Source organism: Cytobacillus firmus (genome assembly GCF_023657595.1).
GTDB lineage: Bacteria > Bacillota > Bacilli > Bacillales > Cytobacillaceae > Cytobacillus > Cytobacillus firmus_B.
In genome coordinates, this window is record NZ_CP098323.1 from 4534755 (window position 1) to 4559510 (window position 24756).

Here is a 24756-nt window from a genome sequence, read left to right on the forward strand (position 1 = left end):
TTTTTATTTTTATTGCTGAAAACTTTATATATTACGCAGCATCCTGTGTTTGTACAGAACTGCCATCTTTTCTTAATTTGCTTTTTCTTGTTGCAATCAATAAAATCATGGAAATCAGAGCTCCAAGCAATGCTGCACCGAGCCAAATGCTTGCTGCGATGAAGAGCGGCTGGCCTTGAACCAGAGCGAGTGAGAATATCCCGGCTCCAGGCACATTTAAGCCAATGTTAAAGTAAGCAACGATTGCTCCTGTTACTGCTGAACCTGCGATTAAAGAAGGGATAACACGCAAAGGATCATTGATCATAAATGGAATGGCACCTTCCGTAATACCCGCCAGGCCAAGCAGCCATGTTTGTTTTCCAATTTCCTGTTCTTGTTTTGTAAAATACTTTTTTCCGATAATAGTTGCACCTGTCACAGAGAAAGCAGAGACCATTTTAACCGAAGCGAAGGCTGCATATGGAATAAAGTTTCCGCTTGCCATAGCACCGATGCAGAATGTATAAGCTGCCTTATTCACTGGTCCTCCCAGGTCAAAAGAAACCATGGCACCAAGAATAGCTCCTAAAAGGATCGCATTTGTACCTGACAAACTGCTTAACCAATTAAGCAAACCTTGATTTAATAGAGCCAGCGGTTCTCCCACTACAAATAACATAATCGAACCGACTACAAGTGTACCGACAACTGGATAAACCCAGAAACTGATGAACCCTGCAAATGTGCCTTTAGGCTGCACCTTTTTCTTCAGATACTTTAAGAAGAAACCAGCAAGGAAACCACCGAGCATCCCGCCAAGGAATCCGCTTCCAATGAGATTCGCCGCAACCCCTGCTGCAAAACCAGGTCCAAGTGCCGGCTTATCGGCAATTGAGTAGGCCATATAAGCAGCTAAGATCGGAATCATCAACTGACCAAGCAGCCCGCCGCCCAGCTGTCTTAGCAGCCATAGCCAGGAACCTTCTTCTGCGTATACATCCTGAAGCCCAAAAGCCTGCGAGATTAAAACGGCTGCGGCCAATGTCATTCCGCCTGCGACAATAACCGGAATAATATATGAAATACCTGTTAAGATCGAGTCTTTAATCTCCGTCTTAAATGACTTTTCGTCAGTTTCCTCATCATTGGAAGCACTTCCCTGAGTCGGGTTATACTCTTTTTTTGGAGTCTTCGCCGCTTTATCCAGCGCTTCCTGAAGCAGGCTCTTTGCATTTCTAAGTGGCGCTGCTACTGATGTTTTTACTTTAGGCAAGTGAGCAAAACGTTCTTCTTCTTTTATTGCTACATCATTGGCATAAATAATGGCATCTGCCTTTTTTAGAAGATTCGTTGTATGCCGGTCTTCAATGCCATTTGCCCCCTGCTTCTCAACAAAAACATCAACACCCATTTCTTTTCCGGCCTTGATTAATGCTTCAGCAGCCATATAGGTATGGGCAATGCCTGCAGGACAAGCTGTGATTGCTAATACGGTTTTATCTAATTTTTTTTCAGCAGCATTCATATGAACATCCTCTGTTTTATCGAGCCGTTCAAACAATTCTGTATTAGTTTTTGCTTGCAGTAATTCGTTTTTATATGATTCATTTGATAAACGTGTTACAAACTCAGATAGCAAACTTAAATGGGTGGAACCAGCTTCACTTTCTGGAATGGCCAGCAAAATGACCAGCTGAACCTTGTTGTTCGGATCAATGCTTTCCCAGTCTGTTAACGGTGTTCGAAGAGTGGCAATGGCAAAACCGGCCTCCTTTACAGACGCTGACTTCCCATGCGGAATAGCAAGTCCACCTTCAAAGCCTGTTGGCGAAAGCTTTTCTCTATCTATTACAGCTTGAAGAAAATCTTCTTTATTCGTTAATTTTCCAGCGTCACCCAGCTGATTGACTAAGTACCTGATGACTTCCTGCTTTGAATGAAATGATTCTCCGGTACTAATTAAGCTTGGTGAGGTAAGTGCTTGAAGCAGCATAAGGATTACCTCCTAAATCGGAATTTGAAAGCACTTTCATTTATGATTCCAATCTTATCAAAAAAAAAATAAGAAGCTGGATTCTTCTTATTTTTACACGAACACTATTTTATAAAGCGTTTTCATGTGTATTTATACACATCTTTAAAAATGATCCCAATAGAATTGAGAAATGGTCTGTAAAACTATCATTAATGGCGTTCTATCCGTGATATTGTACCCGTTCATTACCTTTTTGGGTGAGTAACAATATAAATTAAAGGAGGCTAATTTCTGCAGGGAATTACGGTTGAAATGGGTCAGTGACACGATTGTAACCCCTCTTCCCTTTGCTCGCTCAGCCATCTCAAGAACCTGCTCAGTTTCACCTGTTAAGCTAATTAAAAAGAGAACATCCTGTTTATTCATTAGTTCTATCCTATGGAGTACTTCATGACGATGAATAGAGAATTCGGATCCCTTTCCAGCTACACGCAAGTTCCGCACCATCATCTCACAAAAATCAGCAGAATCCCCCACTCCGAAGAAAAAAACATGTTTGGCATCATGAATTAATTTAGTAACTCTTTCAATTTGCTCCATGTCTAAAAGCTCAAATGTCTTTTGAATAAGGTAATAGGAACTTTCCTCATCCACAAAATTAGTAGTATCAATTTCATCTTTAATGCTATTTTTAAGATGAGAGAAACCGTCATACCCCAGCTTTTTTGAAAGCCTGGTGATGGTGTTGGGGACTGTATAAAAAGCTGCTGCCAGACTTTGTATAGACTTGGTTACAAATTCGGATTTATTTTGGAGGATATATTCAATAATCTGATCATCCGTATCATTTAGTTTATATTCAAATTTATGTATACGTTCTTCAAAGTGCATTGTTCTCACCTCGCTCAAATTAAACCTCTATTTATTATAACAAATGAATGAGGCTTACTTCTTTTTGCAGCTTTGTATTGCGCATACAAAAATTGTATACAGCTACATTCCCTTTGAAAGCGGTTGCGAACGAGCTGATATGGAAGTAAAGTGAAGGTAATTGTTCCACATCTACGTCAAGGGGGTTAAGTGATGAATACGAAGATGAAGAAATCTTCAATAGGGTGGGAGTTCTTCCAGGGGCTTGGAAAAACATTTATGCTTCCTGTTGCACTCCTAGCATTTATGGGTTTGCTCTTAGGTATCGGCAGTTCGTTTACAAGCCCTGCAACCATCGAAAATTTACCTTTTCTAGATTATAACGTGATTCAGATTATCTTACGTTTTATGTCAATGGTTGGCGGTTTTGCTTTTACCTATTTGCCGCTTTTATTTGCTGTAGCGATTCCACTTGGACTAGTCCGCTATGAAAAAGGGGTCGCCGCTTTTGCAGGTCTTATTGGTTATATCATGATGCATTTATCGATTAATTTTTATTTAACAGAAACCGATCAGCTTGCGGCTGCCGATGTGATGAGACAAGAAGGACAAGGGATGGTCCTTGGTATTCAGAGCCTCGAGATGGGTGTTTTAGGCGGAATTATCGCGGGTATTCTTGTTTATTTGCTGCATCAGCGCTTCCATACGATTAAGCTGCCAAATGCCTTTGCCTTCTTTGGAGGGGTTAGATTCGTTCCCATCATCACTTCTATTGTCATGTCAGTCGTAGGAATCGTGATTCCAATGATTTGGCCATTGTTTACCATGATTATTAATGGAATAGGATCGATGATAAGCAGTGCTGGTGTGTTCGGTCCATTTCTATTTGGTGCCGGCGAACGATTGCTTCTTCCATTTGGATTACATCATATTTTAGTAGCCATGATTCGTTTTACAGAAGCCGGGGGAACCATGGTGGTAAACGGTGAGACTGTTTCAGGTGCGCTCAATATTTTCTATGCCCAGCTGCAAAGCGGGGAGCCTATTAGTTCTTCAGCAACAGCCTTCCTATCACAAGGGAAAATGCCGACCTTTATGTTTGGTCTGCCAGCGGTTGCTTTAGCTATTTACCACACAGCAAAGCCTGAGAATCGCAATAAGATTAAGGGACTTCTAATCTCAGGAGTTATTGCTACTTTTGTGACAGGGATTACCGAGCCGATCGAGTTTCTGTTCTTGTTCCTTGCACCAGCCTTATATGGAATCCATGTGGTTTTAACTGGTCTTGGATTTATGGTGATGGCCCTTCTTAATGTGAAAATCGGAAATACTGATGGTGGGATTTTGGACTTCTTTATTTTTGGAATCCTACAAGGAGCTGAATCAAAATGGTATTTGGTTTTAGTAGTAGGATTGATTTGGTTTGCGATTTATTATTCTGTTTTCCGTTATGCAATTGTCAAATTTAACTTAAAGACTCCTGGCAGGGAAGACCAATCGGAAACGGGAGTATCGGCTGCACCAGAAAGTAAGGATGGAAAAACAAGTAATCAGGCAAGAGAATTGTTATATGCTTTAGGTGGAGCAGAAAATATTGTCTCGCTTGATAACTGTATTACTAGATTACGATTAGTGGTTGATGATATGAAAAAACTCAATGAACCGGCATTGAAGAAAAATGGCGCCCTTGGCGTGATTAAATTAGATGCCCATAATGTTCAAGTGGTCATTGGCCCGCAAGTAAACCATGTTCGAGTTGAAATGGATAAGCTTATAGATATTAATGAAGTGAAGAGCGGATGAGAATCTCTCATCCCTTTTTTCATCTTACGCAGCTTTGGAAACAACCAGAGAAAAGAGGGATATAATGAAACATCATTTTGATCAATCTGTCAATCGAATCGGAACATATTGTACCCAGTGGGATTATATGAAGGATCGATTTGGTTCAAATGATTTAGTGCCTTTCAGCATCTCAGATATGGACTTTCGAAGCCCTCCAGAAATGATTGAGGCGATCCACAAACGCACCGATCATGGGATTTTTGGTTATACGAGATGGAACCATGATGATTATAAATCTTCGATTACCGGTTGGTATAAAAGGAGGTTCGATGCCGAAATATCAATAGATTGGGTACTCTATAGTCCGAGTGTCATTTATTCGATTGCAAGACTGATCGAAATTTTATCATCTGAAAGTGATCACGTCATTATGCAGGTGCCTGCCTACGATGCCTTTTTTCATGTCATTAACGAATCGAAACGCGACCTAATTCCTAACCCGCTTTTGTATCAAAATGGAAAATATGAAATTGATTTCGATGATTTGGAAAAAAAACTGCTGCATCCAAAAGCAAAGGTCTTATTGCTTTGCAATCCTCACAACCCGACGGGAAGGGTATGGACAGAGCAGGAGCTAAAGAAAATCGTCGAACTTTGTGCCAAGTACCAGGTAAAGATCATTTCTGATGATATTCATATGGATATTACCTACCAAGACCGCCGGTTTATTCCTATTACCGGCTTGGCAGATGATCTGCAAAATATTTATATCTGTACGTCTGCCAGTAAAACCTTTAATACACCAGGCTTGGGCGGGTCCTATCTATTGATTCCGAACGAAAAGACGAGAGAAAGCTTTATGAAGCTTTTAAAATATAGGGATGGCGTTTCGAGTGCCACTATTTTTGGAGAAATTTCCGTTATCGAAGGATATCGTCATGGTGATCAGTGGGTTGATGAGCTATGTTCCTATCTGTATAATAATATGAAATTGGTGAAAGAATTCATCGATCAAGAACTGCCATCCATTCAGTTTCATATCCCTGAATCCACGTATTTAGCATGGATGGACTGCACCGAACTTGGGAAAACCAATCAAGAGCTCCAGCAAGCCCTCGTTGAAGTGGGGAAGGTCGGAATCATGTCTGGCGCAGTCTATGGCGAGGACAGAGGAATCTTTTTACGAATGAATGTTGGGTGTCCTCAATCAAAAGTCAGCGAAGGTTTAGAGAGACTAAAACGCTCGGTTCTATCTCTTACACCGTAACTGATTAGGACTCTTGATCCATGGTTAGAAAAGGTGATAACATGCAATCTTTTATGAAACGGCTGATCCAGCATCGGGATCAATTAAGTCAGCTGGAAAAGCAGGTACTGGATTATATCATTCGCTACCCCAAGAAGCTTGTTCATTTAAAACTCGAAGAGGTCGCAAAGGAAATGTATATTTCGACTGCTACCATCAGCCGAACCTGTAAAAGACTTGGCTTTCAAGGCTTCCAAGATTTTAAACTCCAGCTGCATTTAAACATAAGGGATGAAGCTCAAGGTGTAAGCCAGGGAATTTCTGAATCCTTATCTTTCCATGTAAAACGCTATGAAAAAGATATACAAGGAGTATTAAATAGAATCGATGAAGAGAAGCTGAATAAAGCTGCTTCGATGATGATACAGGCAAGACATGTAGAATGGTTCGGTATGGGCCATTCCTATTCTGTTTGCTGGGATGCATCCAAAAAACTGCTGATGTTAGGCAAAAGCAGCATGGCTCGAATGGATTGGGATGATTTACGAAGTGCTGCCCTCAACGTAAGAACGGATGATCTTGCTATTTTTGTCTCCTATAGCGGAGAAACCTTAAATATTTTAGAGTATGCGCATATCCTAAAAGAACGTGGAATCACGATTCTATCCATCGTCGGAACTCCATCAAACCGTTTAGTGGAACTATCGGATTTTGTTTTTTACACTCCCATTGAACATTGCTACCTTGATGATATTGATATGTGCTCCCGGGCACCCTTTCAACTTTTCTTGGATTTATTGCTTGTAGAATATCGGAATTTGATTAATGGCCGAAGAAGTCATTAATCGAGCTGTTAATGCCGATATTTAGCTATCAAACTTCATAAATTTCAATCGGCAAACCATCCGGATCAGCAAAGAATGTGAATTTCTTATCTGTGTATGAATCTATTCTCACTTGTTCAACATCTATCCCATTTGAAATAAGGTACTCTCTCCACTCTTCTATATCATCTACCTCAAAAGCTAAATGACGAAGTCCCGCTGCTTCAGGAAAGCTCGGCCGTTCTGGCGGATTCGGAAAAGAGAATAGCTCGATCTGGTAAAGCCCGTTTACTTCCAAGTCCAGTTTGTATGATTGCCTCTCCTCACGGTAGACTTCTCTTAAAACGTTCAACCTAAGGGTATCTATATAAAACTTCTTGGATCTTTCATAATTAGAACAAATAATAGCAATATGATGGATACGATTAAGTTTCACTTGAATTCTCCCAACACAAATAAAGCCTCCCTGCACGGGAGGCTTCTCTTATTTCAGAATTTCTTCTATTCTATCCATGACAGCATTTTTTAACTCTTTGAGCTTCTTTTTGCTGTCTTCCAAGTTATCTGATACTACACTAAAATAAAACTTAGCTTTTGGCTCTGTACCTGATGGACGAAGGCAGAACCAGGATCCATCTGTCAGGTGATATTTAAGGACGTTTGATTTTGGCAGCTCGATCGGTCCTTCTTCCCCTTTCTGTACATTCGAATATGTACTGGAAGAGTAGTCTTCTATACGGTTAACCGCAATTCCATTAACTTCCTTCAATGGCTGTTTTCTAACGGCTTCCATTAGATGAGCAATCTTCTCGGCTCCGTCCTTACCTTTTAGAGTGATAGATTCCAAAGCTTCCTGAAAGAATCCGTATTTTTCGAAAACCTCTAAGAGCCCTTCATATAAACTCATTCCCTTTGATTTATAATAAGCTGCTACTTCGGCTGCAAAAATTGCAGATTGAACAGCATCCTTATCACGAACAAAGTCACCAATCAAATAACCATAACTTTCTTCATATCCAAATAGGAAGGAATGCTGGCCAGTTTTCTCAAATTCATTAATCTTTTCGCCAATGAATTTAAAACCTGTCAAAGTATCAAGAGTTGGAATACCATAGGCACCACCGATCTTACGGCCAATTTCAGAGGTCACGATTGTTTTTATAACAATCCCATTTTCGGGAAGAAGTCCCTTCTCTTGTTTCTGAGAAAGTAAATAGTCAAGCATTAAGGCACCCATTTGATTACCTGATAACACTTCAAATTGTCCTTCACTATTCTTCACTGCAACGCCAAGCCTGTCTGCATCCGGATCTGTTCCCAATAAAATATCAGCATCTATTTCTTTTCCATACTTGATTGCCAATTCAAACGCAGCATGCTCTTCCGGATTTGGAGATTTTACTGTAGAAAAGTTAGGATCAGGCAGTTCCTGCTCTTCTACAATCGTTACATTTTCAAAACCAAAAGCTTTTAACCCATCCCTAACCGGCTTATTCGCTGTACCATGAAGAGGAGAAAAGACAATTTTTAAATCTTTCGCCATCTTCGCAACTAGTTCAGGGTTTAATTGAATCGTTTTTAGCTGATTCACATATGCCCGATCAATGCTTTCACCGATATAAGTTAAAAGACCATCCTCCAGCATTTCTTTTTCATTAGCTACTTTAACAGTAAGCTCATTTTCAACAGCATTTACATACTTAATAATTTTATCCGCAGCTTCTGGCGGGATTTGACCACCATCTTCACCATAGACCTTAAATCCATTGTACTCAGGAGGATTATGGCTGGCAGTGATAACCACACCAGCATAGGCAGTTAGATATCTTACAGCAAATGATAGTTCCGGAGTCGGCCTTAGTTCCTCAAATAAATAGGCTTTAATGCCATGCTTCCCTACTGTTTTTGCCACTTCCAAGGCAAATTCAGGTGATTTATGACGGGAATCAAAAGCAATAACGATTCCTTTTTGCTTAGCTTCTTCTCCCTGCTCTGCGATATACTGAGCAAGGCCTTCAGAAGCTCTGCGAATCGTATAGATATTCATCCTATTAGTACCCGGTCCGATCTCTCCACGCATACCACCTGTACCAAATTCTAAGTGTTTATAATAACAATCTTCCAATAGCTTTTCTGTGTAGAATAATTCTTCTAACTGGCTCTTTAACTCTCTATCTAGATTTTCAAAACTAAGCCAGTTGTTCGCCGATTCTTTCCAACTCATTTTCCCTTGACCCCTTTTTTAGAGATATAAAAAGGTATTTGATTACTTATATGAGTAAATCAAATAAACTGTAGAATATCTTGTAAAATCTTCTTTACTTCATTTTCATTATGAAAAATTCTCGGTTTTATATTCATTACACTATCTAGAAAACCTTTCTCAAGTCTAAGGCATTTGAATTCGTTCCAGTCTATGACTTTACAGAGGTTATATTTCTTTAAATATGCAATCGTATTTTGATCCTCCTGCATTGATTCCCGATCTATGATTAAAAGCGGAACCTTAGAAGAAACCGCTTCACTAGCTGTCCCCCAACCTGCCTTTGTAATCACAAAATTACATGCTGCTATATAATTTTGGGATTCTAAATACCATGGAGGTATCTGTATAATATTTTGCCGATTTATATTAATATTTGAAGAAACAACAAACATACAATCTTGGTTATCCCAAAGAGGTAGCTGTTCAAGAAATTGGAGATCCATTTTCATCCCTATTCCTACAAAAACAATATATTTATCGTTAAAGGGATTAATCTCTTTCTTAATTCTCCAAACTTCGTTAGTAATTACTTCTCTAGAATAAAAGTTACGCTCTATATTTTGTTCTCTTCCCCATTCCGGCTCTTTACTGGCTGCCAAAGAAATAAAACAATTCATGGCCTTATATGCCTCTTCAAAAACCTTTAAATCCTCTTTCTCAATAAAGTTTTCATATGCTGTGTACCATGTAAAGTTAGATAATCCAATAGATGGAATGTCTAGGTTCTTAGCAGCTTCAAAAGCGATGGGAGAAATATCAGAAATAACCAGGTCTACTTCATTGCTCTTCAAAAAGTTTTCTTCTGTGCTAATTCTATTGTCCCAGTTTGAAACAAATTGCATGTATTCTTCAATAATTTTTTGTTTATCAGGCAGAATAGAGTCCTTTTTTAAAAGGTATCCAATGTCTGTTTTAATTTCCCTATATGCAACTTTATTTTGATCTAGAGACTCTCTCAAGAATGATAATGCAAAAGAATGACAAACTATTACTCTTATATTCAATGACAGTTTTAGTAATTCTCTAATGATGGCAATACTTCTGGACGCATGTCCATAACCATAATCAGAAATATAATAGGCAATTGTTTTCATAATACATCACAAAAAATAGGAGAAGAAAACCTCTTCTCCTTACAAAATAACTTTTGCTTTCGATTTATTAAAATGCTCAAGAACATCTTCCCATTGGAAGTATAACCGTGTAAAGTCCTCATCACTAATCCCTATCCCAGTTTGAACTTCAACAAACTCCAAATCAGACAAAGCTTTAATACCATGTTTCTTTCCTGCAGGTAAATGTATAATATCCCCTGCTTTTACACGGGTAATATAATCGTCAAGAGCCAGTTCCCCTTCACCCCTAACAATTGTCCAAACTTCATCTCGGAGATTATGATAATGATAGCTTGAGTTTTTACTCTCATGAATACAAATTCTCTTCGTTACCATTTCCTGCCCATCATTATATTTTGCATAATCAAGTACTCTGGACCAACCCCATAATCTTTCTTCGTACATTGGAGGATGATCAAATCCACTAATCACGTCTTTAATCTTTGGACTAGAAGCCTTGTCTGCTACTAGAATACCATCTGGACTAGCAGCCACAACAACATCTTTAACACCCAACACAGTAACTGGAATATCAAGCTCATTAATCAAGTGAGAATTATTAGAATCCTCACTAAGCACACCTTTTCCAATTTGAACCGTAGCCATTTCTTCAGTAAGCGTATTCCAAGTACCAAGATCTTTCCAATACCCTTCATATGGCAAAGCAACAATATGATTTGCCTTTTCCACCACTTCATAGTCAAAGCTAATCTTTGGTAACTCTTTATACTGAAGGGATAACTCTTCAAAATCCAAGGGCAAATTTTTCTCTTTTAGAATATTAATTAGATATTTTAACTGGAAAGCAAAAACTCCGCAATTCCAAAGTGCGTTCATGTTAATTAAGTCCTGAGCTTTTTCCTCGCTTGGCTTCTCGGTAAATCGGTCAACTGTAAATGGCTCATTCTTATCTACATTTCCTTTAGGAACAATATATCCATACTTGGATGACGGGTATGTAGGCTTTACACCCATTAATGCCAAATCAGCTTCTGAATTTAATAAAACATTCTCTAATTCTTTAACTCTTTCGAAGAAATCATCTTCAACATAAGGATCTACCGGCAATACAGCTACTACTTCATTCTCGTCAGCATGCTGGACAGAATATAAATAAGATGCTGCTAATGCGATAGCTGGAAAAGTATCTCTTCTTTCCGGCTCGATAATAAGCGGAACATAAGTACCAATCTGGCTATGAATCATATCACGCTGCATTTTTGATGTTGCAATAACTGCTGAATCGGATAGATTCACAGATTCCAATTGTCCCCATACACGTTGAACCATTGATTGTTTTACAGTATCTTTACCTTCTAATACTTTAAGAAATTGTTTTGACCTCGTATCGTTCGACAATGGCCAGAGGCGTTTGCCAGAGCCACCCGATAAAAGTACTAATTTCATAATATGAATTCCTCCTGTATTAAAAATAGAGCAGACTTAACTTGTCTGCCCTATCATTTAATGTTTAATCAGTTGTTTTTCAAGATTGTATATAGTATTTCGTCCTACAGAGTGGTATTCAATAGGATAATCTTTCACCCTATCTAACCCATAGCAATTACGCCCATCAAAAATAATCGGCTCTTTCATCTTTTCGACATATACTTTTAAATCAATATCTTTAAATTCATCCCAATCTGTTAGGATAAAGATCATATCTACTCCGTCAATTGCATCCTCCAAAGAATTTGCGTATACCACTTGCTCGGGTAAAAGCTTCTTTGCATTACTAATTGCAATCGGATCGAAAGCAGTAACTTGTACCCCTTCTTCTACTAGCTGCTTGGATAAAATAATAGAAGCAGCCTCACGCATATCGTCCGTATTAGGCTTAAATGCTAACCCTAGAATTGCTGCTCTCTTTCCTCTAATAGAATCAAATCGCTCTTTTGCTCTATCAAGTAAAATTCTTTGCTGATTGTTGTTCACCTGGATTACTGCTTTTAGTAATTCAAATTCATGATCAATGTTAGATGCAATTTGAGTCAATGCTTTTGTATCTTTTGGGAAACAAGAGCCACCATAACCAATTCCTGCGTTTAAGAACATAGAACCAATACGCTTGTCCATTCCCATTCCGAGAGAGACACTTTCTACATCCGCACCAAGCTTTTCACAAATATTTGCAATTTCATTAATAAAGCTAATTTTTGTTGCTAAAAAAGCATTCGATGCATATTTGATCATTTCTGCACTTCTTACATCTGTTTTGAATATGGGAATTCCAAAAGGCTTATTGATTTCTTCAATAACCGTAGCCGCTTCTTCACTATCTGCACCGATTACAATCCGATCTCCATTAAAGGTATCATATACCGAAGAACCTTCCCTGAGAAACTCAGGGTTAGAAACAACTTCTACTTTAATAGCCCCTTTTACTAATTCTTTTAACAACTTTTTAATATAATGATTAGTACCAACTGGAACAGTACTTTTAGTTACCACAATAATATCTTTATCAACATTTTCAGCGATATTTTTAATAACCTCATCAATATACATTAAATTGGCTGAACCATCTTCTTTTTCTGGTGTACCTACTGCAATATATATTGCGTCCACACCAGCAAAGCCCTTATTATGCTCTGTTGTAAAAGTTAAACGCCCACTTTGAATATTTTGGAGCATCAGATCTTCTAATCCTGGCTCATAAATAGGAGAAATACCTTTACTCATTTTTCTTACTTTTTCTTCATCTATATCTATACAAGTAACATAGTGACCAATATGGGACAATGCTACCCCAGTAACCAACCCAACATAGCCAGTACCTACTACTGCTAATTTCATTGTTTCATCTCCTTTAACTAATAATTACAGTTGAGATAGTAATTGTCGATATTTATTAATAGATGTTTCTCTCTTTAAATTTTGCTCTAGATACATTCTTCCATTTAAGCCCAACTGTTTTCTTTCTTCTTGGCTTAAGTTATAGAAATGAGTAATAGCATTCTTTATACCTTCATAGTCTTGTGGTTCTACGACTATTCCACTATTACTTTTGTCAATTAACAATTGTGCTTCACTATCTTGCTCTAATACTCCAAGGATTGGTTTACCCGCTGCCATAACACCATATATTTTAGATGGGACTGAAACCCCTTTTATTCCTTTTTGATTAACAACAAGATGTAAGTCTGCGACATTCAGAGAATATTTAATAAAATCTTTTGGTTGATATGGTAGGAAAAGAACATTGCTTAAGTTTTCTGATTGAATATAATCTTGCATTTCTTTTTTTACAGCACCTTCTCCAACGAACAAAAACATTACATCTTTTAAATCTTTAAACGCTTTTGTGACCTTAATAATGTTTTCTAAATCATAATATAGTCCTAAATTTCCTGAATACATAATTACAAACTTATCTTTTAAATTATGATTATCTAAAAATATAGATATTTGTTTATGAGTTTTATCAAATGGAACTATTTCATCTTCATTAGTCCAATTATTAATAACAGAATATGCAGGGACATTCCTATCTTCAAAGCGAAACTTCAAGGTTTCAGACATATCTTGACCAACTAAAATGATATGATCTGCATAACTACAATTTAATTTATCAATAGCTCTTGCTATGTTAAAAATAAGTTGTTTATCTATATAACTAACTGCCTCTGCTTGTTCTGGGTTGAAATCTTGAATGTTATAAACGTGCTTCGAACGTTTAATAAATTTACCTAATGTTCCAATTAAACCGCCTAAAATAGGTGGCTGAGAAATAGTGTATATAATGTCAGTCTTTTTTTCTTTAATTAATGCAATAGTGGCTAAAACAAAATAAGAGAATATATATTTAATTCGACTAATCTTCGATGTTTTATCCACATCAGGAAGATTTATACGAACTACCTTAATATTCTCCAAGTAATCTATTTCAAATATTTTATTTTTTTTATTGGTTTGCTCACCAGCATAACCAGGTTGAGATGCAATAACAGTAATTTCAAAGTCGTTTTGCAAGGCAATACATAATTCAGTCATTAATTGTCCAGTAGAAGCAAGGTCTGGATAGAAATAATTAATGACAAAAGTTAATTTCTTTTTATTATTCATATGTTTCCTCTTCCTCGAATCGATTCTTAACAAATTTGGCCGGAGATCCAACATGTACTTCATTTGCAGGTATGTCTTTTGTTACTGTACTTCTTGCCCCTACTACAGCCATCTCATTAATAGTCACTCCTGGATATATAAAAACATCACTTGCAACCCAAGCTCCATTTTTTACGACAATTGGCTTTGTTATTAAGCCAAAGTTAGGGTCTTTTATATTATGACTACCTGTGCACAAATAGGATTCTTGTGAAATTACGCAGTGGCTTCCCACCGTTATTTCATCTAGACTATAAAATTGAACATTATCTCCAATCCAACTATAATCTCCTATGGAAACCTTCCATGGATAAGTAAACTTTGCAGTGGCTCTTACTTTAACTGATTTTCCAATATTAGCTCCAAAGATTTTAAGTAAAAAATTCCGCCAACTATACATATTATGGATAGAAAACTTGAATAAGGTTCCTTGAATTATCCACCATAACAATATATATAAACCATTCTTCCCTCTACTGTAATTATGTTGGCTATAATTTGCTAAGTTAATTTTCAATTTTATCCCCTTTCTTTATTAATAGCATAAACTCTTCCCAACTGCTGTTTATAGATTGGATTTCATATTTAAATGGTTCTATATCAACCTCAGCAAAATATTCAATCATATTTTTCCATTCATTTACATCGAATGCAGGAATAAAGTTTATACCTTCGTAATCACCTATCAACTCTTTAGAATATAATTCATCTGCGCATATAATTAATTTATTAAAGTATGCTGCTTCTAATAAAGGAAGGCCTGCAGTTTCAATATAGCTTGGAAATAGAACGAATTTACATCTCTTATATTCTCTAATAATTTGTGGAAAAGGTACTCTCCCAATAAACTCAACAGCACTTTCTATTCCTAATTCCCTTGCATACTGATAGGTTTCTGTATTTTTATTTACTGTAATTACAAACTTTAATTTATTATATAGTTGTGGATTGTTCTTTTTTATTAATTTTAGAGCCTTAAAAATAGTTAAATGATTTTTGTATAAATAATCGATTGCGGGGTAAAACATAAATATTTCTTCTTCTAGTTTCTTATTTTTATATTCTAACTTTCCATTTCTACTTTCCAGCTCTTCTTTTAATGAAAAGTCTGGTTTAATAACAAAAACTTTACTTTTATCTATTTTTAACATATGTGTAACTCTGGTTTTCAGCCAATTAGCTTGTACTACAATTTTGCACTTTTCATTCCAAAAGAGCTTAATAAAGAAAGGATAAATATTTTTATAAAACCATAATTTTCTCTCAGTTCTTTTAAAAATATTCCATTGGTAATTTACAAAAGGCAAAGGTGTATGAAGATATATTATTTGATCAATTTTTTTATAATTGACAGGTGTATTTTGTAGTGAAACGATTTGATCAGGTTTAATGTTATTCTTTATTGCCCAATGTTTCATACCAGAAAAATCCCAAACTATTCTTTTAATCCATTTCTTTGAATTCACTTTTATTAATTTTATTGTTTCGTTACTGTAAGTATCAAACTGATCATTACTAACAAAAACATAATATACATTCCCATAACCATTTTGGCTAATATGTGCCAAGAAATGTTCAACTATACTTTTGAGACCTCCAACATCAGCTGCAGTTGCATTTACGAATATTTTCATTCTTTTTACTTCCTTAATTTTTTATATAAAAATTTAACCCTTCTATATATCCCCAAAGTCTTCAAAATTCTTCCAATATAGTTTATAAAATTCATATTATAAAACTTTGCAAATTCCTTTATAACTTTATCATCTTGAACAACTTCTTTAAATTTTATATTATATACTTTACTTACTTTCGTATTGAATTTTTTTGAAATTGAACCATGGGTACTTTCGCCTGTAAAACCTATATTATTTACAAAAGAATAACGTGGATATATTGTTAATGATCTATCAATAAATTGATTATAGCACCATCTTATAGCCCAAGAATCTATTAGGTTATTCTTTTGATCCTTTAACATATATGTCATATCATTACCTGGTTTATCAAAAAGCTTTCTGGTTTGCATATTTTTTATAACTTCATCTATATTTTTAAGTTCCCAATCATTTTTTTCCCACTTATCCCTCCAGGTACCCCATCCCCATGAGCAAGCCCTTGGCACACCATATAGATCACTATCATATTCATTTGGTAATTTAATATTTGGTGAATATCCAGATATTGACCAAATAGATTTATCATTTTGATAATAATCTAGTGCTTCATTCATATATGTCAAAAAATACTTAGATGTCTCTAAGTCATCCTCTAATACAATTACCTTTCCATACTTTTGTATAACAGATGTTACCCCAGTTATTACGGAATTAGCCAATCCTTTATTAGATTCAGATTTAACTATAGAAATTTTTCTAAATCCTTTAATATTACCAATAACCTTTCTAACTTGGTTAACGTTTTCTATTTGATCTTGGGTTTTAGGACCATCAGAAAATATAAATAAGTGACTTTCACAAGCTAGAGAATTTTGTTCCAATAACTTCAAGGTATTATAAGTTTCTTTGGGTCTGTTATAAACAAACAAAACTATAGGAGCTAAATTCAATATTTACCCTCCGTATCAATTTGATCTATTTCCTTATATATTGACTTGTAAGAGTCAATAAAACAATCTTTAGATAGTAATTTTATATACTCTTCTTGGTAAGGTAGAATGGATGTTTTTATTTTTTTATATTCTTTAATTAGGATATTCATTTTTTCAGCTAAATCATGTATGTTCTCAGGTTCAAATGTTCTTCCGATATTATAATGACTTAAAGTAAACCCTATTTCTCCAGTTTTTGGCCCAATTATAAGTTTTTTTCTTGCAACGCCTTCTGTAAGAGGACCACTCTGTCCTAAAAAGTGTCTCCTATAAGGTAGTACAACAATGTCTGATTTATTAAAGTAGTTATCTAGCTCTTCGTCAGTAATAAACTTCAAGTCGAGCATTACCTTATTTTCAATGCCGCTCTCTTTAATTAATTCTTCTATATCACCCTTAGAAAAATAATCCTCTTTACCAGCGATTAATAATTCATAATCATACTTTACATATTTTAATGATCTTATAAGTATATCAATGCCTTTGTCAAACCTAAGTCCGCCGAATGCTAGTAATTTTACTCTCTTCTTTTTAGAATCATTTATTTCTTGTATAGAAGGTTTATGGAAATTCGGATAAGTTATTGAATGCAGGTTGACTGAATCTATAGAACCTGCAACAAATTTATTCTTTGTATATTCTCCATGTACAATTAAAGATCTTACTATTTTTCGGTTTATAAGGGTATTTAACATATATCTTTTTTTAGCATTCCAAGGAAACCAATGTAGTGTACCAATAATATTTTTATGTCTTAAAAAATTTTTTAATAAATAGATATTAAGGATTTCACTATCTAGGTAAAGAAAGTGTATGGAATGATACTTTTCTTTTCTTGACAATCTCAATAATCGAATAAACCTAATTAAACTATTAACCTTTTTCGATGAACCATCAAAATACTTTTTATCGTTTATTAACTTTATATTTAAGCCTAAGATTCTATCAATTTGTTCCTGCTCAGTTACTGGGGAGATAAGAGTTATATCAAAATTTTTGTTAGATTGCTTTATAGCTTGTAAGACAGTATAGTTATATAAAAAATGATGCCCACTGTTAGACGCATCAAAAAGCAAGATTTTTTGCATATTTAGTACCTTCCATAGAAAATTTCTCTTTAATATTAATACTAGAAAGGAGTATGATACCCATCATTGCATCACCAGCAATAGGTTGAGCTAATAATGCAGTTAAAAAGATTGGTAATATGGAAAATAAATAATTTCCTTTTTCCATTGTAAATATCATAGGCCCGAAAAAGGTCAATAGTAATAATATCAAACCAATTAAACCAATTTTACTTGTTAATGCTAGTATGCTAATACCTTCATTATCACTATCACTTACTTTAAAACCTTGACCAAACGGGTTTAGAATTAATTCCTTCACACCACCTATATTATTTTCAAGTCGATCTTCAATAGAAGCAGAATGTGTTATTAGTTTATCTTGTATTCCTATAAACGGAATATTCATAACCCCATAATAAGCTCCACATAGAATAATCATACTTACTAGTAATTGTTTTAAGTTTAATTTACCGCTCAATATAAAAAAGGAGGCTAGCGTTATAAAATAAATTGCAATTGCTGTAGTTGAAAAGGTTCCTATTAGACCTATGTGAAGAATGATATAAATCCTTTTTTTGTTTAATTTATACTTTTTCAGATTAAATATGCTCCATATTATAAATGCCTGAGCAATTCCAGATTCCCTGAAAAAAAGTTGGAATTTTGGAAGAGCTAATTCACCACTATGCATAATTCCATATATTGCTGTAAAAGGAAAATAAATACTTCCCCCTGTGTGATAGTTACCTATGTTAACTTGGTAATATAATAATTTCTCAATGCTTATTACCTCAGATAATAATATTGTTATAGTAAACGATAAACATAATATATAAATTAATCTAATTAAATTTCTAAAATAAATATAATTTAAATTTTTATCATTAAGTAAAATGCAAAAAACGATTAACAATATTAAATTTATTATTGAAGTTTGAAGCAAGTACTTTGATTCTGTGTCTGGAATTAGTAAAGTCTGCAATAATATAAAAAACCAATATAAAGAGTTGAAAATAATAATACTCAAAGCCAATCGAGATACTTCAATTTTCCCCCTTAAAAAAATAATAAAAACAAAAACACCTATTAAACCCATCATTATTCCTATATAACTATATGATAGACTTAGTAATGACGGACTAATAAATAGTGTACTAACAAGTAATATATAGGCTATTATTTTTTTATTTTCTATCATGTTTACCATCATAAAAAAACCTCTTCTTTACAAATTTGAAGACAGGTATACTATATAGAGCATGGAACACCACTATCAATATAAACATTAAAATAGTGAAAAAAGTAGAGGAGCTGCTTATAAAATTATATAGAATTAGGGTTGGCACTAAAAATATTACCTCTAAAAAAGATACTTTTAAAAAAATTCTAGGGTAAATGCTAATTTTTAATAATTTATATTCCACTACATAGAAGATTATATAAATTATTATCGGTAATCCTAGTAACCTACCATACGCTGCCCCTAGTAAATCAAAAGAAGGAATTAAAACTAAAGTACTTAATACACTAACTAGTGACAAAAGACCATTTACAAGAGTATTTAATTTAACATACCCCAACCCATTTAAAAGATAAAAAGGTACTACAAATAAGGTTCCACAGGATATAGAGACTATTAATACTTTTAATAAATGACCATATTTTTTTGAAAACCCTTCATCAATCCAAATTTTTAAAATATCACTAGAGAAGGTAAAGAGCGAAAAGCCTATTAAAAAAATAAATAATAACAAAATAATAGAAGCATTTATATAGAGCTTCGTATAAGAATTTCTCCCTTCCTCACTACTCTCACTAAATTTAGGAAACAAAAATGCCCCAGCTGCAGTCGGAATTTCATGTATTTTCAAGGCAATTTGTAAACAAGCTGTATATACACCTAACATTTGTGGGCCTAACAATATGCTAACTATTATCTTATCTATCTGATTATAAATTATACTAATTATAGTTTGTAACCAAGAGAAGGCGCCAAAATGTATTATATCTTTAAATGCATCTTTCTTAAATTTTATACTAATAGAAGTTCTGTTCAAAATTTGTTTAGCTTTTCTGAAAAAGAAGATAGATGAAATTGCAGTAGTAATTAATAGGACTATTACTAGATCTTCAATTTTTGACGTAAGCACTGCCATACACGTTGAAAATAATATAAGGACTAAATTAAAAAAAATATTAATTTTGTTAGTAATATCATATCGTTGATATGCCATTATAATCGATGAAAATATACCTGATACTATCTTCAAACTAACAATAAGTGTAACTATAGTGAAGGGAATATTTAATTTTATAATAGTACTAATTAAATTATAAAAAAATAAATCTAAAACTATAGATAATAAAATTAAAGCTAAAGAAATCACTAAGGATAGGAATAAGGTCGTTGAAATGATATCTTTAAAAATATCGTCTTGATTTACTTTTATATACTTAGAACCAAATTTTATAATAGAATTTCCTAATCCAAAGTTGGAAACTCCCATAATTGCAATAATGGAATTTATAAGAATCCAATAACCATAATTTTCTAGACCAAGATATTTAATTAATATAGGAGTTGAAATGATTGTTCCCAAAGGAATAATTAAATAAGCTAATAAGCTGTATAAAATATTACTTATATCCCTATTTTTTTTAAATTTATTTATCTTTATTAATAATTGCATTATAACTGCCATCCTAATTTAAAATAAAAAAAGGACTAGAAAAATCTAGTCCTTTCAGTTTGTAGACAAAAAGGGTTCGGATTAGTCTCATTCCGAACCCTTTTTTGATTTTTTATGGTTTTTTAAGCAATTACAGACCTCTCCGAGGTTATCATTTAGGCCATTTCTGGACCTTGCCAAGTCCAGTTGGCCATTTTCTTCAAATTCATGGCAGCGAAAGTAAGCATCGCCTGCATCGACAATTTTTTAAGTCCCCTGAGGGTTGTCCAACGCATGCCATGCTTTTCTTTTGCATCTGCGAATACTCGTTCAATTGTTTCTTTGCGTTTTTCATAGATCGATTTGACGTCTCGATGATGGCGAAGATGATCTGCTTCTTCCACATGCTCCTCCCACACATGACGTTGAATCAGTTTTTGATGTGCTTGACTCTGTGTGCATTGAGACAAGAAAGAGCATCCAGCACAAATTCGAGGATCTGATTTATATTGGCGATACCCTTCCTTTGTAGTTGTTGTATATTTTAATATCTCACCATCCGGGCAAATGTAACAGTCAAAATGCTCATCATAAACATACTCATGTTTTCTGAAGAAACCCTCTTTTGTGCGAGGTCGTGTGTAAGGTAAGGCAGGAGTGATGTCGTTTTTCAATAAGTAGCTCGTGATGGCAGGTGTTTTATAGGCTGCATCTGCCGCAACAGCTTTTGGTTTACTAACTTTATCAATGACCTGTTCTACTAATGGCTCTAGAATATGACTATCATGCGTGTTACCAGGAGTTACAATTGTCCCAAGAACAAAGCCGTTGCGGTCTGCGGCCGCATGGAAAGAATAGGCGAACTGTTTGGTACGCTCATCTTTTACATAGTAACCACTCTCTGGGTCCGTTGTACTTTCCTTGATTTCTTTGTATTCTTCCTTATCAAACTTATCTGGTGGAAACGGCTTTTTTCCATGATCCTCACGGTCTTGGTTAATCTCCTCTTGAAGGCGTTCTTGATAGGCACGGGTTTCTTTTCGAACCACTTTCTTTTCAAATTTGCGTTTATTTGCACTCGCTTTTACATGCGTAGAATCTACAAAAACGTGTTCGACACTAATTAAATTCTTTTCAGCTGCGGTTTTTAAGATTCGATAAAATATTTGTTCAAAGAGATCGGTGTCTTTAAATCGACGCTCATAATTTTTACCGAAAGTTGAGAAGTGAGGAACTTTATCGTGAAAGCCATAACCTAAAAACCATCGATAAGCCATATTCGTTTTCAATTCTTCAATGGTTTGACGCATGGAGCGAATACCGAAGGTATACTGAATGAATGTGAGTTTAATTAATATTACAGGGTCAATACTTGGGCGCCCTTTTTCTGAATACTTATCTTTTACCAAGTCATAGATGAATGAGAAATTAATCGCTGCTTCAATTTTGCGAACCAAATGGTCCGCTGGTACAAGTTCGTCTAAAGCAACCATTTCAATTTGATCCCGTTGAATTGGATTATGTTTTGAAAGCATTTAAATCACCTCAAGCATTGTATTACTTCTATTTTAAAACAAAAAAGACTGCAGACAAGCACGATTTTCACCGAGTTTGTCGACAGTCTGAAAGGACTAGAAAAATCTAGTCCTTTTTTTCTATTGTTTTTGCTGGTATTCCAACTGCTATTGTATTTGCTTTAATATCATTAATTACTACTGCATTAGCGCCTATTGTAACATCATTTCCGATTGTAATACCACCTAAAATTTTTACCCCACAGCTAATTACTACACGATTACCGATATTAGGATAAAGATGCTTGCTATCTTTCCCATCTCCATATTTTTCTCCTAAAGTGATTTGATGTAATAGTGTACAATCTTCTCCAATTTCGACTCCATTACCAATAACTATCCCATTTGAGTGACGGATTACTAACCCCTTCCCTATTCTCACAGGAAGTCCAATTTCTGCACCTGTTAGAAATTGATTTAGGTATTTTAACAAACTAGGGAGAATTGGTATATTTTTTTGAAACAAGGCCTCTTGTAATCTAAATAATAATAAACATTGAAGATTAGAGTGAGTAAAAGCCATTTTTACTATATTAATTTTACTATATTTCCCATCATACATTCTTATTATATCTGCTTTAATTTTTTTAATCATATAGGTCACTCTTCAATGGAATTAATCAAACATTCTTTTAGCAATATTTTCAGTTCTTACTTTTTCCATATCAGATTTCACCATTTTGTTAATTAACTCACTAAACGATGTTTTAGTCGGGTTCCAATTTAGTAAAGTTCTTGCTTTTGTAGGATCTCCTAATAATTGATCAACTTCTGCTGGGCGGAAGAATTTAGGATCAACTTCAACAATTATTTCACCCGTTTCCTTGTTAATACCCTTTTCTTCAATACCTTTTCCAGTCCATTCAATTTCAATGCCCACGTGATTAAAAGCTAATTCAACAAATTCACGCACAGAGTGCATTTCACCAGTTGCAATAACAAAATCCTCTGCTTTGTCATGTTGTAAAATTAGCCACATACATTCAACATAGTCTTTAGCATATCCCCAATCACGTAAGGAATCTAAGTTGCCTAATGCTAGCTTTTTTTGCTTCTTTTGTGCAATACGCGCAGCAGCAAGTGTAATTTTACGAGTAACAAAAGTTTCCCCGCGACGTTCTGACTCATGATTAAAAAGAATACCATTTACAGCAAACATATTATAGGATTCACGGTAGTTCTTCGTAATCCAAAATCCATAGATCTTTGCAACTCCATATGGGGATCGCGGATAAAACGGAGTTGTTTCCTTTTGTGGAACTTCTTGTACTTTCCCAAAAAGTTCAGATGTAGATGCTTGGTATACTCTAGTCTTCTCTGTTAATCCTAAGATACGTACTGCTTCAAGAATATTTAAAGTTCCTTTTGCATCAACATCAAGTGTATATCCTGGCATATCAAATGAAACACGAACATGAGACTGAGCTGCTAGGTTATATATTTCATCGGGCTGAATTTCCCCAATAACTCGAGTTACGTTCAATGCATCAGTTACATCCCCATAGTGAAGATGAAAGTTTTCATTATTATAGAGTGCATTTGCTTCTTCTTCTGATAAAACATCCTCTAAACGTTCCTGGTTATAGGAAGAGCTTCTGCGGATCATGCCATGTACTTCATAACCCTTTTCTAGTAAGAATTCTGCTAAATAGGATCCATCTTGGCCTGTGACGCCTGTAATTAGTGCTTTTTTCATTTTATCCTCCAGAAATTAATTTACTTTTGTTAGTTGGTTTTCTAAAAACCATTGATATGCCTTCTTTAGACCTTCATCTAAAGTCGTGGTTGCTTTCCAACCTAAAGAATTCAATTTTGTAACATCTACTAGTTTTCTAGGCGTTCCATCCGGCTTCGTTATGTCAAACTGAATCTCACCTTTGTAGCCCACCACACTCTTAATATTCTCCGCAAGTTCTTTAATAGAAATGTCTTCCCCAACACCGATATTGACAATTTCATTTCCTTCATAATTATTCATTAAGAACAGGCATGCATCTGCTAAGTCTTCTGAATAAAGGAATTCACGTTTAGGTGTACCTGTACCCCATACTTCAACATAAGGATTGTTATTTTCCTTCGCTTCATGAAACTTCCGAATTAATGCAGGCAATACATGTGAAGTATGCAAGTCAAAGTTATCATTAGGTCCATACAAATTGGTCGGCATTACGGAGATGTATTTAGTACCATATTGGCGGTTATAAGACTGGCACATTTTAATGCCTGCAATTTTAGCAATAGCGTAAGGCTCATTAGTAGGCTCAAGTTCGCCAGTTAGAAGATATTCTTCTTTTAATGGTTGATCAGCCATTTTTGGATATATACACGTACTTCCTAAAAACAGAAGTTTTTCTGCATTATTTCGATATGCTGCATCAATGACGTTTGTTTGAATTAACAGGTTGTCCCGAATAAAGTCAGCAGGATATTCGTTGTTAGCAACAATACCTCCTACTTTTGCAGCTGCAAGAAAGACATACTCAGGTTTTTCTTCTAAAAAAAACTTGTCCACTTGCGCCTTATCTGTCAAATCAAGTTCACTGCTAGTACGATACACTAAATTTGTGAACCCTTTTTCCTGAAGGGCTTTTAAGATTGATGATCCGACAAGGCCACGGTGACCTGCCACATATACTTTAGAGTCTTTATTCATCATAGTTTATTA

21 protein-coding genes are annotated in these 24756 nt (G+C 34.9%); 3 read left to right on the forward strand and 18 right to left on the reverse strand.

The genetic code is table 11. The features are described 5' to 3' along the window. Positions 1 to 31: 31 nt before the first annotated feature. Positions 32 to 1975 carry a PTS 2-O-a-mannosyl-D-glycerate transporter subunit IIABC gene (gene mngA, locus NAF01_RS22805; protein ID WP_250801227.1) on the reverse strand — a complete coding sequence of 648 codons (1944 nt, stop codon included), beginning with the start codon at positions 1973 to 1975 and terminating at the stop codon, positions 32 to 34. Positions 1976 to 2119: 144 nt separating this feature from the next. Then, on the reverse strand, positions 2120 to 2848 hold the full coding sequence (locus NAF01_RS22810) for a MurR/RpiR family transcriptional regulator (RefSeq protein WP_250801228.1): 729 nt from the start codon (positions 2846 to 2848) through the stop codon (positions 2120 to 2122). A 192-nt stretch (positions 2849 to 3040) separates the two neighbouring features. On the opposite strand from NAF01_RS22810, the gene malX reads away from it, so the two are divergent. From malX to NAF01_RS22825, 3 genes are all read left to right on the forward strand, one after another. Further along, positions 3041 to 4630 carry a maltose/glucose-specific PTS transporter subunit IIBC gene (gene malX / locus NAF01_RS22815; RefSeq protein WP_250801229.1) on the forward strand — a complete coding sequence of 530 codons (1590 nt, stop codon included), beginning with the start codon at positions 3041 to 3043 and terminating at the stop codon, positions 4628 to 4630. 64 nt (positions 4631 to 4694) lie between these two features. Beyond that, positions 4695 to 5879, forward strand: a complete 1185-nt coding sequence (locus NAF01_RS22820; RefSeq protein WP_250801230.1) for a MalY/PatB family protein — start codon at positions 4695 to 4697, stop codon at positions 5877 to 5879. Positions 5880 to 5899: 20 nt separating this feature from the next. Continuing rightward, a complete protein-coding gene (locus NAF01_RS22825; protein ID WP_250801231.1) occupies positions 5900 to 6703 on the forward strand; it encodes a MurR/RpiR family transcriptional regulator in 804 nt (267 codons plus the stop codon). A gap of 28 nt (positions 6704 to 6731) precedes the next feature. On the opposite strand, the gene gloA2 is transcribed toward NAF01_RS22825, so the two are convergent. The 16 genes from gloA2 to fcl form a co-directional block, all read right to left on the reverse strand. Beyond that, on the reverse strand, positions 6732 to 7118 hold the full coding sequence (gene gloA2 / locus NAF01_RS22830; RefSeq protein ID WP_250801232.1) for an SMU1112c/YaeR family gloxylase I-like metalloprotein: 387 nt from the start codon (positions 7116 to 7118) through the stop codon (positions 6732 to 6734). A 48-nt stretch (positions 7119 to 7166) separates the two neighbouring features. Further along, on the reverse strand, positions 7167 to 8906 hold the full coding sequence (locus tag NAF01_RS22835; RefSeq protein WP_250801233.1) for a phospho-sugar mutase: 1740 nt from the start codon (positions 8904 to 8906) through the stop codon (positions 7167 to 7169). Positions 8907 to 8965: 59 nt separating this feature from the next. Further along, positions 8966 to 10042, reverse strand: coding sequence for a glycosyltransferase family protein (locus tag NAF01_RS22840; RefSeq protein WP_250801234.1), 1077 nt, complete (start codon positions 10040 to 10042; stop codon positions 8966 to 8968). A 39-nt stretch (positions 10043 to 10081) separates the two neighbouring features. Further along, positions 10082 to 11470 (reverse strand): sugar phosphate nucleotidyltransferase, encoded by a 1389-nt coding sequence (locus NAF01_RS22845; protein WP_250801235.1) that lies wholly within the window; start codon positions 11468 to 11470, stop codon positions 10082 to 10084. 57 nt (positions 11471 to 11527) lie between these two features. Then, positions 11528 to 12859 (reverse strand): UDP-glucose dehydrogenase family protein, encoded by a 1332-nt coding sequence (locus NAF01_RS22850; RefSeq protein WP_250801236.1) that lies wholly within the window; start codon positions 12857 to 12859, stop codon positions 11528 to 11530. Between the two features lie 24 nt (positions 12860 to 12883). After that, positions 12884 to 14128, reverse strand: coding sequence for a glycosyltransferase family 4 protein (locus NAF01_RS22855; protein WP_250801237.1), 1245 nt, complete (start codon positions 14126 to 14128; stop codon positions 12884 to 12886). Then, positions 14121 to 14684, reverse strand: a complete 564-nt coding sequence (locus NAF01_RS22860; protein ID WP_284709490.1) for a WcaF family extracellular polysaccharide biosynthesis acetyltransferase — start codon at positions 14682 to 14684, stop codon at positions 14121 to 14123. The genes NAF01_RS22855 and NAF01_RS22860 overlap by 8 nt, the downstream gene beginning before the upstream one ends. Then, complete coding sequence (locus tag NAF01_RS22865) at positions 14674 to 15801, reverse strand: glycosyltransferase (RefSeq protein WP_250801238.1); 1128 nt, start codon at positions 15799 to 15801, stop codon at positions 14674 to 14676. Before NAF01_RS22865 ends, NAF01_RS22860 begins: the two co-directional genes overlap by 11 nt. A gap of 5 nt (positions 15802 to 15806) precedes the next feature. Beyond that, positions 15807 to 16736, reverse strand: a complete 930-nt coding sequence (locus tag NAF01_RS22870) for a glycosyltransferase family protein (RefSeq protein ID WP_250801239.1) — start codon at positions 16734 to 16736, stop codon at positions 15807 to 15809. Continuing rightward, the gene (locus tag NAF01_RS22875) at positions 16733 to 17866 is read right to left on the reverse strand and encodes a glycosyltransferase family 4 protein (RefSeq protein ID WP_250801240.1); all 1134 of its coding nucleotides are present in this window, start codon (positions 17864 to 17866) and stop codon (positions 16733 to 16735) included. Before NAF01_RS22875 ends, NAF01_RS22870 begins: the two co-directional genes overlap by 4 nt. Further along, positions 17844 to 19058, reverse strand: coding sequence for a hypothetical protein (locus NAF01_RS22880; RefSeq protein ID WP_250801241.1), 1215 nt, complete (start codon positions 19056 to 19058; stop codon positions 17844 to 17846). Before NAF01_RS22880 ends, NAF01_RS22875 begins: the two co-directional genes overlap by 23 nt. After that, positions 19033 to 20538 carry an oligosaccharide flippase family protein gene (locus NAF01_RS22885; RefSeq protein WP_250801242.1) on the reverse strand — a complete coding sequence of 502 codons (1506 nt, stop codon included), beginning with the start codon at positions 20536 to 20538 and terminating at the stop codon, positions 19033 to 19035. Before NAF01_RS22885 ends, NAF01_RS22880 begins: the two co-directional genes overlap by 26 nt. A gap of 155 nt (positions 20539 to 20693) precedes the next feature. Beyond that, on the reverse strand, positions 20694 to 22052 hold the full coding sequence (locus NAF01_RS22890; RefSeq protein ID WP_163140644.1) for an IS1182 family transposase: 1359 nt from the start codon (positions 22050 to 22052) through the stop codon (positions 20694 to 20696). Between the two features lie 106 nt (positions 22053 to 22158). Then, positions 22159 to 22686, reverse strand: coding sequence for a serine O-acetyltransferase EpsC (gene epsC / locus NAF01_RS22895; protein WP_250801243.1), 528 nt, complete (start codon positions 22684 to 22686; stop codon positions 22159 to 22161). A gap of 21 nt (positions 22687 to 22707) precedes the next feature. Beyond that, on the reverse strand, positions 22708 to 23787 hold the full coding sequence (gene gmd / locus NAF01_RS22900; RefSeq protein WP_250801244.1) for a GDP-mannose 4,6-dehydratase: 1080 nt from the start codon (positions 23785 to 23787) through the stop codon (positions 22708 to 22710). A gap of 15 nt (positions 23788 to 23802) precedes the next feature. Further along, positions 23803 to 24744: a GDP-L-fucose synthase gene (fcl, locus tag NAF01_RS22905; RefSeq protein ID WP_250802527.1), complete on the reverse strand. Its 942-nt coding sequence runs from the start codon at positions 24742 to 24744 to the stop codon at positions 23803 to 23805. Between the last annotated feature and the right edge of the window lie 12 nt (positions 24745 to 24756).